At 62.4% G+C, this 13,247-nt stretch carries 7 protein-coding genes; 4 read left to right on the top strand and 3 right to left on the bottom strand.

The genetic code is table 11. The features are described 5' to 3' along the window. Positions 1 to 12: 12 nt before the first annotated feature. Positions 13 to 783 carry a response regulator transcription factor gene (locus ISS99_RS22160; protein WP_239538295.1) on the bottom strand — a complete coding sequence of 257 codons (771 nt, stop codon included), beginning with the start codon at positions 781 to 783 and terminating at the stop codon, positions 13 to 15. Positions 784 to 926: 143 nt separating this feature from the next. On the opposite strand from ISS99_RS22160, the gene ISS99_RS22155 reads away from it, so the two are divergent. The 4 genes from ISS99_RS22155 (at position 927) to ISS99_RS22140 (ending at position 8,656) form a co-directional block, all read left to right on the top strand. Continuing rightward, positions 927 to 3,611 (top strand): M1 family metallopeptidase, encoded by a 2,685-nt coding sequence (locus ISS99_RS22155; RefSeq protein WP_204633759.1) that lies wholly within the window; start codon positions 927 to 929, stop codon positions 3,609 to 3,611. A gap of 33 nt (positions 3,612 to 3,644) precedes the next feature. Continuing rightward, positions 3,645 to 4,493: a peptide chain release factor N(5)-glutamine methyltransferase gene (gene prmC, locus ISS99_RS22150; RefSeq protein WP_204634020.1), complete on the top strand. Its 849-nt coding sequence runs from the start codon at positions 3,645 to 3,647 to the stop codon at positions 4,491 to 4,493. A 106-nt stretch (positions 4,494 to 4,599) separates the two neighbouring features. Then, entirely contained in the window at positions 4,600 to 6,927 is a 2,328-nt protein-coding gene (locus ISS99_RS22145) for a TonB-dependent receptor (RefSeq protein WP_204633758.1), read from the top strand. 106 nt (positions 6,928 to 7,033) lie between these two features. Further along, positions 7,034 to 8,656 carry a family 43 glycosylhydrolase gene (locus ISS99_RS22140; protein ID WP_204633757.1) on the top strand — a complete coding sequence of 541 codons (1,623 nt, stop codon included), beginning with the start codon at positions 7,034 to 7,036 and terminating at the stop codon, positions 8,654 to 8,656. Positions 8,657 to 8,708: 52 nt separating this feature from the next. Here ISS99_RS22140 and ISS99_RS22135 read toward each other — a convergent pair whose 3' ends face one another. Continuing rightward, positions 8,709 to 11,309 (bottom strand): MMPL family transporter, encoded by a 2,601-nt coding sequence (locus tag ISS99_RS22135; protein ID WP_204633756.1) that lies wholly within the window; start codon positions 11,307 to 11,309, stop codon positions 8,709 to 8,711. Between the two features lie 103 nt (positions 11,310 to 11,412). Beyond that, positions 11,413 to 13,185 (bottom strand): 1-deoxy-D-xylulose-5-phosphate synthase, encoded by a 1,773-nt coding sequence (gene dxs / locus ISS99_RS22130; protein ID WP_204633755.1) that lies wholly within the window; start codon positions 13,183 to 13,185, stop codon positions 11,413 to 11,415. Between the last annotated feature and the right edge of the window lie 62 nt (positions 13,186 to 13,247).

Genomic DNA, 13,247 nt, shown 5'->3' with positions numbered 1-13,247 from the left:
AATGACGCCCGATCAAATGCGCGGGATCGATGTGTCGCTGTCGCAGGCAAGCATGTAGCCGTTTCCGCGAAGGGTAATCAATGGCAGCGCTTCGCCAGTGCTGGAGATCGCTTTTCGCCGCCAGCGGTGAATCATCATTTCGAGCCGATGCGGATCGAAATTGTGAACCTTGAGGGCCAGGGCCTGGATCAGCGAGTCCCGCGAGACGGGAGTACCGTTTTCAGCGGCGAGTGTTGCCGCCACACATTGCTCGGCGGCGGTGAGAGCCAGCACTTTGCCTTTGGGTGACACGAATCGCCAGCAGCCGGCTTCCAGTCGCCAGCGAGGCGGTTGCGTTGCATCAGGCATGGCATCGCGTATCAGGGAGGCGGGTGACAGCCGCCGGGCGAGGTTGTGCAGCGTGGCGGCAAGCACGTCGAGGTCCACCGGTTTGGTGAGATAGAAGTCGGCACCGTTTTGCAGGGCCGCCAGGTGGTGCTGGCGGCCATCATTGCCGGTCAGCATCACGATGCCGATATCCGACAGGGAACGCAGTCGCTGAGCCACGTTGAAGCCGTTGTCGTCGGGTAGGCCTACGTCGAGTATGACGATGTCCAGATGTTGCTTCGACATGATTCGGTGGAGCTCGGCTGCGGTGCCGGCGCCGTGCACGCGAAAGCCGTAGTCGCGCAGGCCCGGCAGCAGAATCTGCTGGCGCAGTTCGGCGTTGTCTTCCAGCACCAGGACGTGAAGCGGCCGAGCATGCGCATAGGAGGCGGGTGGGCGGTGACCTTTCATCGACATGGAAACTCTTACAGTCGGTAATCAGACATTAAGCTTAGGCGGGTCGGATCATTCCGATCAGAGGCCTTTGCCCTATCGTCTTGTGGCAGTGTGCCTACGTCGGGTACCGTTAATCCTTTTTCATCTCGTAAGCGAGGCCCGTTATGCGTCGTCTTATCTGTCTGTCGGTATCTCTGGCCTTGGCTGCGTGGTGTGCGGCGAGTCTTGCAAATACGCCCGCCGACACGGCTCCCGGCGCGCGATTGCCCGACTGGGCGGTGCCAACCTCATATCGGCTGGCTCTCACGGTCAACCCGGCTGCGGGAGAGTTCTCCGGCACCGCCACGATCAAGGTGGACCTGAAGCAGCCCGCGGATCACCTGTGGCTGAATGGGCGCAGCCTGCACGTCAGCAAGGTCGTGGTGACCGATGCGAAAGGCGAGGTCCACGCAGGGACATACGAAGAAGCTCAACCGCAAGAGGGTGTCTCGCGCGTCGACTTCGGCGCCGTGCTGAAACCGCAGGCGTTGACGCTGGAGATCGCTTACTCCGCGCCTTTCAATCAGCAACTGCAGGGCTTGTACAAAGTGACGCACGCGAGCGTGCCATATGTCATGACCCAGATGGAGCCGGTCAGTGCGCGCTTCGCTTTTCCCGGTTTCGACGAGCCCGGCTTCAAGACCCCTTACGACATTGCCTTGACCATTCCTGCGGATCAGGTGGGTGTGGCCAACGCCAGGCAAATCGGCGAAACCTCCGGTCGACCCGGCTGGAAGACCCTGACATTTGCGCAGACGCGTCCACTGCCCACCTACCTGGTGGCCTTTGCGGTCGGGAAGTGGGACATCGCCAATGCGCCTGCGATTGCGCCGGACAGCTTTCGCAGCGAGGCGCTGCCTCTGCGCGGTATCGCCGCACAGGGTGAAGCCCATCGTATGCAGCACGTATTGGGCGAAACGCCAAGCATCATTCACGCGCTGGAGAACTACTACGGTTTCGGTTATCCGTTCGGCAAGCTCGATCTGCTGGCGGCGCCGGATTTCTCCGCCGGTGCCATGGAGAACCCGGGCCTGGTCACGTTCCGCGACTGGCTGCTGCTGCTCGACCCCGATTCGCCGGCGCAATATGTACGCGGTTCCTTCAATGTCACTGCCCACGAACTGGCGCATCAATGGACGGGCGATACGGTGACCTTGGCCTGGTGGGACGATCTCTGGCTCAACGAGGCCTTTGCCACCTGGATGCAGCAGAAAGTCACCATGAAGGTGCACCCGGAATACCGTGCCGACCTGGACCGCATCAGCGGTGCGCAGCAGGCCATGCAGAACGACAGCCTCGTCAGCGCGCGCAAGATCCGCCAGCCCATCACCGGCAACGGCGATATCGAGACCGCATTCGACAGCATTACCTATCGCAAGGGCGCAGCCGTGCTGGGCATGTTCGAGGGTTACGTCGGCGAAGACACCTTTCAGAAGGGCATGCGTGCGTACATCCAGGCGCACAAGTTCGGCAACGCTACTGCGGACGATCTGGTTGATGCGATTGCCGCCGCGGCGAACCAGGGCGACAGCTTCAAGCAGGCGTTCAACAGCTTCCTCGATCAATCCGGCGTGCCCTATGTGCGGGTCGCGCTGGAGCACCAGAACGGACAGGTGGTTTTGAACCTGAGCCAGGATCGCTACCTGCCTCTGGGCAGCAGCGGCGAGGCGAACCGTACCTGGGGCATTCCCGTTTGCGTGCGCTATGCGGTTGCCGGTGGAACCCGCACCGGGTGCCAGCTCTTGACCAAGCCGACCGGCACGATGGTTCTGTCCAACGCCAGCGCCTCCACTTGGGTCATGCCCAATGCGGATGCGCGCGGTTATTACCGTTTCAGCCTCGACAAGTCGCAGTGGCAGGATCTCGCGCAGCACCTGGGCGAATTGAATGCGCGCGAGCAGTTGGCTTATGCCGACAGCATCGATGCAGGATTTCGCAAGGGCGAGTGGAACGCAGCCGAGACCTTGGCGGCGTTGAAGCCGGTGACCGGCGTGGCGACCGATGAAGTGGCGATCGCGCCGCTGAATACCATCGCCTGGATTTATCGCTACGAAGCAGCAAGCGATGCGCAGCGTTCGGCCATCGTTACGTGGGTGAAGGATGCCTATTTGCCGCGGCTGCAGCGGCTTGGCTACCAACGTAAGCCAGGCGAAAGCAGTGCCGATGCCGTGCTTCGCGGCCAGCTTGCCGAAGCCCTCGCGCTCGATTTCAAATTGCCGGAAGTGCGTGCCGCGATGCTGCAGTTTGGCGATGCGGCGCTCAGCAAGACGCCGGACGGCAAGCTGAATTTCGATGTGGTCAATCCCGATCTGCTTGGTGTGGCGCTGGCGGTGGCCGCACAGGAGCATGGCAAGCCGGTCGTCGATGCGCTGATCAGCACCTTGCCAAAAGTCAGCAGTCCGGATCTGCGCAACGCGATGCTCGCCGGCCTCAGCAGGGTCGAGGATCCCGCCTTGGCCGATCAGGTGCGCGACTTTGCGATCGGCAAAGACGTCAAAGTGGGCGAAATGGCGATGATCCTGCGTGGCAGTTCCGAAACGCCGCAGCAGCGCGACGGCTTGTGGCAGTGGTTTACCCTGCGCTACCCATTGGTGCTGGCGCGCACCGGAAGCTTCGCCGGCGGCCTGCTGCCTGGATTGGTGGGCGGTGGGCACTGCTCCGTGGCTGCGGCCGATCACCTGCAGTCTTTCTTCCAGCCACGCTTGAAGGATTTGCCCGGTGCCGATCGCGGCCTGGCCCAAACGCGCGAGCGCATCCTCTTGTGCGCGGCGTTGAAAGCGAAGCAGGATCCGGCATCCATCCCGCATTGAACGAACATTCCGCCGCCATGGATTCCTCCAGTGATGGTTAAAGTACGCGAAGCCCTGCAAACGGCGACACAGCGACTCGGTGACCGCACCGATGCGGAAGTGCTGTTGGCTTATGCGCTGAGCAAATCGCGCAGCTGGTTGATTGCGCACGCGGACGATGCGCTGTCCGCGGAACATGCCCTGGCGTACCGCGTGCTGGTCGAGCAGCGCGAAGCCGGCGAACCGGTCGCCTACATTACCGGCCGGCGCGGTTTCTGGTCGCTGGATCTGGAAGTAACGCCTGCGACATTGATACCTCGCCCCGAAACCGAGCTGCTGGTGGAACTGGCGCTTGAGCATTTGCCCATCGATGCCGACGTCCGCGTTGCGGACCTCGGTACCGGCAGTGGTGCGATTGCCTTGGCTATCGCGCGCGAGCGTCCACGTGCCGAGGTGACGGCTGTCGATGCCAGTGTAGACGCACTGGCGGTCGCGCAGCGCAATGCGCAGCGCCACGGGATCGCCAATGTCAGCTTCGCGCAGGGCGACTGGTTCGCGCCGCTTCAAGGGCTGCGCTTCGGCGTGATCGTGTCCAATCCGCCGTATATCGAGTGTGACGATCCTCATTTGAACCAGGGCGATCTGCGTTTCGAGCCATTGAGCGCGCTCGCATCCGGTGCGGATGGGTTGGACGATATCCGTCGTATCATCGCTGATGCAAAAGCACATCTGCTTGCAGATGGGTGGCTATTGTTCGAGCACGGTTGGGATCAAGGGGAGGCCGTGCGTACGCTGCTGCGCAACGCATCTTTCGCGAAAGTTTCAACGATGCAGGATCTGGAAGGTCGCGATCGCGTCAGTGTCGGATGCTGGTCGATCAGCAAAAGTTGTGACTCACCTTGAACATGAGCGTAGACTGCGGGCGACACTAAGGAGCCCGGGTTATATCGGCGCATCCGGGCATTTCTAGGGAAACTAGAAAAGCAAAACCTGCCCCGGATGTATCGCCATGAAGCACACTCATCGCGTCATCGTCAGTCGTGAATCGGTTGCGCACTCCTTGCCACGTGCGATCCGCCTGCTGCTTCCTTTCATGCTTCCTGCCGTTGCCACCGCGGCGATGGCGCAGACCGCTACCGCGCCGGCAACGTCGTCAGGCACGCCACCAGCGACGCCGTCGAATCGCAAGTCCGCGGTGACCTTGGGCGAGGTTATGGTAACGGCGAATCGCCGGCGCGAACCGGAACGCGAAGTGCCTATGCACGTCGACACGGTACAGGCTGTGTCTTTGCAGCAAGTGGGTGCGAAGAATCTCAACGACTACGTGTCTTATCAGCCTGGTGTGTTCTTTGCGAGCGCGGGCGGCACGGGGCAGGGCGAGCTGATCATGCGCGGTGTGTCGACCGGCAACCAGACCAGCCCCACAGTGTCGCTGTACATCGACGATGTGCCGGTCGGCGGCAGCACGGTGTATGCGGCAGCCGCAACGTTCGTATTCGACCCGGCCCTGCTCGATCTGGATCACATCGAATTCCTGTATGGGCCGCAGGGCACCTTGTACGGCGCAGGATCGATGGGCGGCCTGGTGAAATACGTGACCGTCAAGCCGGATGCCAGTGGATTTTCCGGCAATGTCGGCGGCGACATATCCAACACCAACCGCGGAGGCATGAGCTACACCGAGCACGCCAGCTTGAACATTCCGCTGATAAAGGACAAGGCGGCGTTGCGCGTGGCAGTGGTCGATCAACACGTCACCGGCGTCTATCAAGCCGTGGGCGAAACGCCGGCCGGCGGCGACGATCGCACGCATACGCGAGGCGCGCGCGTGCAACTGGAATTCGATCCCACCGACAAGCTCACCTTCAACGTAACCGCCATGGCCCAGCAGATCGCTGCTGATGGATTGTCCATGGCCGACTACAATTTGCAGGGGCAACCCATTTCCGGTGGGCCGTATGTGCGCCGGCTGAACCATCGCGAGCCGTTTGCGCAGACACTTGAGCTTTACTCGTTCCACGTCGGCTACGATTTTGATTGGGCTACGCTGGACTGGATCAGTTCATACCAGAATTTCGTCAATCACAGCGTGCAGGATTATCCCGATTCATTCCTTGGCCTGCTCAATGAGCTGGGGCCGTTGTTCGGTGTGGATCAGCCGATGAGTTCGCTCTATGTGGATTCCCAATACACCGTGCACAAGACCTCGCAGGAGATTCGCCTCACCTCGCGCAAGAACGAACACTTCGATTGGCTGGGCGGGTTGTGGTTCAACCGGGAGAATGTCTGGGAGCAATACGCGCTCGAGGGAGACAATGCTCCGCCCCCGGGGAAAACCAGTCTCATTCAGCAGAATGTCAACGCGGGTTTTGCCGAGTATGCAGGCTATGGCGATCTCACCTGGCACATCAAGCCGACGCTCGACTTGACCGTCGGTATGCGCGCCAGCGGCAATTCGCAGCATCTGTCCAATCTGGAGGAAGGGCCGTTTGCCGGAAGCCAGGGCGGATTCCGCGAACATCTGTTGAGCGACGACGTGACCAAGATGGTCACGCTGAGCTGGCGGCCGAACGACCACGACAATTACTACGCGCGTGCATCCACCGGCTATCGGCCGGGTGGACTGCAAGCGCCCCTCCAGAGCACCTTGCTCGGTCCCAATCCCAACGCGAAAGACAGCTTCGGTTCCGACAACCTGGAGAGCTACGAGCTCGGCTACAAGAGCAGCCACCTCGATGGTCATTTGAATGTCGGCATCGACGGCTACGACATCGAGTGGCACCACGTGCAGCTGTACACCTACACCTTGGGCAACACCATTATTCAGAACGCCGGCGACGCGCGTGTCGAGGGCGTGGAGATGCAGGCTAATTATTCTCGCGGGTCGTGGCAGTTTGCAGCGTCTTCGGCCTACACGGACGCGTACACCATGAACGGCAGCCCGCAACTGGGCATCCAACCCAACTCGCCGCTGCCGTATTCCGCTAAATGGGCGGGTACCTTGAGCGGCAAGTACACATTCATCCTGGCTGGGCTGGATGCGTACGTCGGCGCCAACGTGCGCGCGTCGAGTCATCGCAACGCAGGTTTCTCGGGCGACAGCAGCGATCCGAATTTCTACCTGCCGGGATTCACCTTCCTGGACATCAATACGGGCGTGAACTTGCGCAATGGCGCAAACATCGATTTTTACGTGCGCAACCTGCTCAACCGGCAGGTGCCGATCGGCACCCTGAACGACGAAGCGGTGAATTTCCTCTCCACGGTGGGCGGGCCGATGCTGGTGCAGATGTCGACGCCGCGCACGGTGGGGGTAGCATTCAACGTGCCGTTCTAGCGATCCGATTCGCAAAAAAAGTAAATAAAGTCGTCGTTTTTCATAACGGCGATCTTTGGCGCGACCATTGCACAATGCGAAATCAGTTAAGACGCAGGGTGCCCAAGTGGTCAGTCAATCCCGCCGCAACGTGTTCAAAATGATGCTGGCCGGCGCTGCGGCAGCACCGTTTTGCTTTTCTGCGGCTGCGGCTGGCGAAGGTGATGAGAACGGCGAACGGCCAGTGAGTTGGGGCGCGGGCATTGAAGGCCAGCGCAAGGCGGACCTTGGCGACGGTACCTACCGCAATCCCATCATGCCCGGCGATCATCCAGACCCGACCATCCTCAAGGACGGCGGCGACTACTACATGACGTTCTCGCCGTTCTATGCCACGCCCGGGCTGGTGATCTGGCATTCCACCGATCTGGTGAACTGGGCGCCGATCGGCCCGGCGCTTTCCAAGCCGCTTGGCACGGTATGGGCGGTGGACCTGTGCAAGCACGACGGACGTTATTTCATTTACCTGCCGGCCGATCCGGGAACAGGATGGTCCATCTATGTGATCTGGGCCGATCGCATCGAAGGTCCGTGGAGCGATCCCATCGACTTGAAGATCGGCGATTGCATCGATCCCGGTCACGTCGTCGGCGAAGACGGCAAGCGCTATCTGTTCGTCAACGGCATTCGCCGCATCCGGCTTGCGGACAGCGGCCTGGCGACCGACGGCGAGTTGCAACACGCCTACAAACCCTGGCATTACCCCGACGACTGGGTGGTGGAGGATTTCGCGCCGGAAGGCCCGAAGCTGTTGCGCCGCGGAGAATGGTTTTATCTGATCAGTGCCATTGGCGGCACGGCCGGTCCGCCGACCGGGCACATGGTCATCGCAGCGCGATCGCGATCGGTGCATGGGCCTTGGGAAGATTGTCCGCACAATCCGCTGGTGCGCACCTTGAGCGCATCCGAACCATGGTGGTCGCGCGGGCATGCGTCGCTGGTGGAAGGGCCGGCGGGCGATTGGTGGATGGTTTATCACGGCTACGAGAACGGCTTTCGGACACTCGGTCGGCAAACGCTGCTGGAACCCATGGTGTGGACAGACGACGGCTGGTTTCGCGCCACCGGCGGTGATCTTTCCAGGCCGTTGCCGAAGCCGAAAGGCGGCATCAGCGGACCCGCGGGACGCGCCTTGTCGGATGACTTCACGCAGAATCGTCTCGGCACGCAGTGGAGCGTGCTGGATGCGTCGCCCGGCGAACTGCAGCGCGTGAGCTACGCGGCAGGCGGCCTGCACCTGGCAGCAAAAGGGCGCTCGCCAGCAGACAGTTCGCCGCTGACCTGCCTGGTCGGCGATCGTTCCTACGTCGCGGAAGTCACCATCGAACTCGTTGGCCAAGCGGAAGGCGGATTGTTGTTGTATTACAACCCGGTGGCATTCGTCGGCGTGGGGTTTTCATCGAGCGAGATGAAAACCTTCGAATACGCGCAGGAGCAGAGCTGGATGCGCACGCCGATGAAGACGTCAAGCGTGCGTATTCGCCTGACCAACGACAACAACGTCATCACCTACCACTACTCCCACGACGACGGCAAAACCTGGGTGCTGCACGGCCTGCGCATGGAAGTGTCGGGTATTCACCACAACGTGTTCGGCGGTTTCGTCAGCCTGAAGATCGGTATCTACAGTGCGAACGAGGGAAGTATTGTGGTGAAGGATTTCACCTATCGCGCGAGCAACGATGCCTGACCGTCGCGGGTTGGGTTAGCTGCGTGTAACCCAACCTGCGGTGCAGCTTCTATCAGTGCGCGATACCGCTGATCTGCCGCGGCGGCTTGATCGCATACAACAGCGCAGGCAGGAATACGAAGGTCGCCAACAGCACCGCCACCAGGCTGACCAGCAGCATGCGCCCCATACTCGACATGCCCAGATCGTGCGAGAGTGCCAGCGAGCCGAACGCCGTACCGGTGGTGAGTGCCGAGAACAGCACCGCGCGCGCCGAAGCCGAGCTGATGAAGCGGCGCATGCCGGCGCGCCAGTTCATCACGAAGTACACGTTGAACGACACGCCCACGCCCAGCAGCAGCGGCAGCGAAATGATGTTTGCATAGTTGACGGCCATGCCCAGCATGCGCGCGAGCAGGGCGGTCAGCAGTGCGGACATGCCCAGCGTCAGCAGCACGATGCCGGTGTCCTTCAGGTGACGGATGACCAGCATCAACACGATGGCGATGGCGATGGTCGCCAGCACCGCGGCCTGCTTGAAGGCACGCATCATGGTGTCGGCGGAGGCCACGGTGGTGACTGCCGGGCCGCCCGCGTCGGGTGCAATGTGCTGTACCGCTTCCACGAAGCGGCGCAGGCCTTGCGTGTCCTGGTCGTTGACCGTGGGCGACACCTGCACCAGCACCTGTCCGGAAGGACTGACCCAGTTGCGCTTGATCGATTCGGGCAGCGTTGCCAGAGTCACAGGCTTGGCGTCCAGTGCATCGCGCAGGCTTTGCAACTGGGCCGGCAGGAAGCGGCTCACCGCTTCGTTCATCGCCATCAGGCGGTCGTCGGGCGCCTTGGCAAGCTTTTCCAAGGCAGCGTCGATGCTGCGCAACGGCGAGTCAGCAGGCATTTGCGAGTTGGCATCGGCAATCGCGCCACGTGCATCTTCAATGGCCGAGCGCAGCGCGGCAGGTGTGAGCGGCGGTGCGGAAGGGTCGACATCCAGCGATGGCAGCATCAGCACCTGTGCCTGGTTGAGCTGGTCGAGCGAGGCTTGCTGGTCGGGCGGCACGAAGGTGGCGGCGGAAATCACCTGGGACACTTCCGGCAGCTTCGACAGCTTGTCGGTGAGCGTGCGTGCGGTGGCCAGGTCCGGCACCATGATGTTGATGTTGAAGGGGTTGGTGATCGGGTTGGCGGCGAGGCTGCGCAGCGTGCGCATCGGCTCGGAATGCTGGTCCTGCGTGTTGAGCGGGTTGGCATCGAACGGCATGCGTATGGCGGCGTACAGGCCAATCACGCCGAGCAGTGCGAACACGACCAGCACTGGCTTGTAGCGTCGGTGCAGGAACACGTCCATTTTCGGGCCGAACGGCAATGCCAGCTCGCCACTTTGGCGCTTGGGCTTGAACCGGCTGAACAGTGCCGGCAACAAGGTCAGCGTACATACCAGGGCGATGCCCATGCCGACGCCGGCGATGGTGCCCAGCTCGGCCACGCCCACGAAACTGGTCGGCGAAAACGCGAGAAAGCCGCAAGCGGTGGCGGCGGCGGCGACGGCGATCTGACTGCCGGACACGCGTGCGCATTCGGCGATGGCCACGTTGATGTCTTCGTGCAGCATGCGCATCTCGCGCATGCGCACGGCAAACTGGATGCCGAAGTCCACCGCCAGGCCCACGAACAGCACGGCGAAGGCTACCGAGATCACGTTGAGCGTGCCGATGGCGAGCGCGGCGAATCCGATCGTCAGCGCAAAGCCCACCAGCAGGGTGATGAGAATGGGAATGATGCGGCGGAACGAATGCATCGCCAGGTACAGCCACAGCGTGAGCAGCAACAGGCTGCCCAGCGTGCTCCACACGATGCCCTTGGTCAGCGCGCCGAACTGCACGTCGGCCAAGGCCACCGGCCCGGTGTAGTCGATGCGCACGCGGCCGGCCTTCACATCCGGCAGGCCGTCGCGGATGTGCTCCATGGCGCGGGTGGCCGCTTTGCCCGGTTCGAGCGAACCTTCTTCCAGCACCGGATGCGCGAGCACCATGCGCAGATTGTCGGGTTGCTGGGTGACATCCGAACCCAGCAGGCCTTGCCACGACAACGGTACGGGATGGCCGTCCGCGGCGTCGTCGAGCACCTGGCGCAACTGGTCCAGCGCAGGCTTGTAGGGAGAGAGATCGGCATGCTGGATGCGCACGCCGATCGCCATCAGCGACACGCCGTTCAACAGCCCGCGTGCTGAAGGATCGGCGGCCAGCGGCCCCAGCAGGGCCTGCGCGTTCATCAGCGAATTGAGCAGCTTGGTCAGGTCGTCCGGGCCGAGCAGCAACAGGCCCTCGGTGCGGAAAAACGGATCGGCATCCGGGCGGCTCACGTCGATGAAATGCTTTTTGTCCGCCTCCATCGCTTTGGCCAGCTGCGCGGCGGTTTCGTCGGTTTCCTCGGCGGTGGCGCCGCGCACCACCATTACCAGCAGGTTGTTGAACTGCGGGAATTCGCGGTCGAACGCCATGGCGTGCTGGCGCCAGGGCAGCGTCTTGGCGAACATGTTGTCGGTGTCGGTATCCACGCTCAGGCGATGCGCGGCCAACCAGATGCCGGCTCCCGCCATCACGGCGTAGAACACCAGCACATACACGGCAAAGCGCCGGCAGAATTGAACGATGCGGACGATAAGCTCAGTCACGGGCCTAACGCTTCCTTATTGATGGATGTATGTCGCAACCACGGGGCTTTGCTTCTTCTCCCCGGAGGAGAGAGGGCATCACGCGGCCTTCGGCAAATTGTTTTTAAGCACTCGCCTGGTTCAACGAACCGAGCTTGGGGAAACGGGCAAGAATCGCCTTGCGGATGCCGGGCAGATCCAGTCCCGCTTCGCTCAGCACTTCCTCGCGGGTGCCGTGTTCCAGATAGGCATCGGGCAGGCCCAGATGCAGGACCGGCAAGCTTACACCACGCGCCATCAAGCACTCGGCCACGCCCGCACCGGCACCGCCCGCCACTGCGTTGTCCTCGAGGGTGACGAAGGCACTGTGGTCTTTCGCCAGTTCGAGCAGCAAGGTTTCATCCAGCGGCTTGACAAAACGCATGTTCACCAGGGTCGCGTCGAGTTCCTTGGCGATTTCCTCCGCTGGCGGCAGCATCGCGCCGAAGCTCAATATCGCCAGGCCATGGCCGCGGCGGCGCAGTTCCGCCTTGCCTAGCGGCAGCGTATCGAGGGTCTTGGCGACGGCAACGCCCTGGCCGGTGCCGCGCGGATAACGGATGGCCGCCGGGCCGTCGTGGCGGAAACCTGTGGTGAGCATCGCGCGGCATTCGTTTTCGTCGGCCGGCGCCATGATCACCAGGTTAGGCAGGCAGCGCAGAAAACTCAGGTCGAAGCTGCCCGCGTGGGTGGCGCCGTCGGGCCCCACCACGCCGGCGCGATCGATGGCGAAGGTCACGTCCAGATTCTGCAGCGCCACGTCGTGGATCACCTGATCGTAGGCGCGCTGCAAGAACGTGGAATAGATCGCCACGACCGGCTTGGCGCCTTCGCAGGCCATCCCTGCGGCGAGGGTCACGGCGTGCTGTTCGGCAATCGCCACGTCGAAATAGCGTTGCGGATATTCCTGGGAAAAACGCACCAGTCCCGAGCCTTCGCGCATGGCCGGCGTGATGGCGAGCAGGCGGTCGTCCACGGCCGCCACGTCGCACAGCCAGTCACTGAATACATCCGAATAGGTGGGCTTGGACGGGCCGGCTTTTTTCACCACGCCGGCGTTGGGATCGAACGGACCCACCGCGTGGTATTCGATCTGCGCCTTTTCCGCCGGTGCGTAGCCCTTGCCCTTGGTGGTGACGACGTGCAGCAACTGCGGGCCGGGCAGATTTTTTACGGTGCGCAAGGCTTGCAGCAGTTGCACCACGTCGTGGCCGTCGACCGGGCCGTTGTAGTGAAAACCCATTTCCTCGAACAGCGTGCCGGGCAGGCGCGCCACCGATTTGGTCAGGCCGCCCACGTTCTCGCTGATCGACATGCCGTTGTCGTTGAACACCACCAGCATGTCGGCGTTGATATCGGCCGCGTGATTGAGCGCCTCGAACGCCATGCCTGCGGTCATCGCGCCGTCGCCGACCACGGTAACGAGCTTGCGCCTATCGCCTTTGTGCCGCAGTGCGATCGCCATGCCCAGCGCGGCGGATATCGAAGTGGAAGAGTGGCCGACGCCGAAGGTGTCGTACTCGCTTTCGTCCCGGCGCGGAAATGGCGCCAGGCCGTCCTTCTTCTTGATGGTGGTGATGCGGTCGCGCCGGCCGGTGAGGATCTTGTGCGGATAGCACTGGTGGCCGACGTCCCAGACCAGCCGGTCGCGCGGGGTGTCGAACACGGCGTGCAGGGCGACCGTCAGCTCCACCACCCCCAGCCCCGCGCCGAAATGGCCGCCAGAACTTGCGACCGCCTCGATCAGGTACCCGCGCAACTCGTCCGCGACGATGGGGAGTTGTTCATCGGGAATGCGGCGGAGATCCGCCGGCGACTCGATCGCGGACAGATGCGGGTAACGGGACAGATCGATCATCGGCGTATTGTTAACCCTGCGTTAGGGCGGGGCAAGGGAACCCGGGGCCGCCCCGGGGTTCC

The organism is Dyella mobilis, assembly GCF_016904945.1.
Lineage (GTDB): Bacteria > Pseudomonadota > Gammaproteobacteria > Xanthomonadales > Rhodanobacteraceae > Dyella_B > Dyella_B mobilis.
The sequence above is the reverse complement of the archived record's forward strand: the minus strand, read 5'-3'. Positions and strand labels throughout refer to the sequence as shown.

Coding starts and splice junctions, on each gene's coding strand:
- ISS99_RS22160 (WP_239538295.1), bottom strand. CDS start 783: ATGTCGATGAAAGGTCACCGCCCACCCGCCTCCTATGCGCATGCTCGG.
- ISS99_RS22155 (WP_204633759.1), top strand. CDS start 927: ATGCGTCGTCTTATCTGTCTGTCGGTATCTCTGGCCTTGGCTGCGTGG.
- prmC (WP_204634020.1), top strand. CDS start 3,645: ATGGTTAAAGTACGCGAAGCCCTGCAAACGGCGACACAGCGACTCGGT.
- ISS99_RS22145 (WP_204633758.1), top strand. CDS start 4,600: ATGAAGCACACTCATCGCGTCATCGTCAGTCGTGAATCGGTTGCGCAC.
- dxs (WP_204633755.1), bottom strand. CDS start 13,185: ATGATCGATCTGTCCCGTTACCCGCATCTGTCCGCGATCGAGTCGCCG.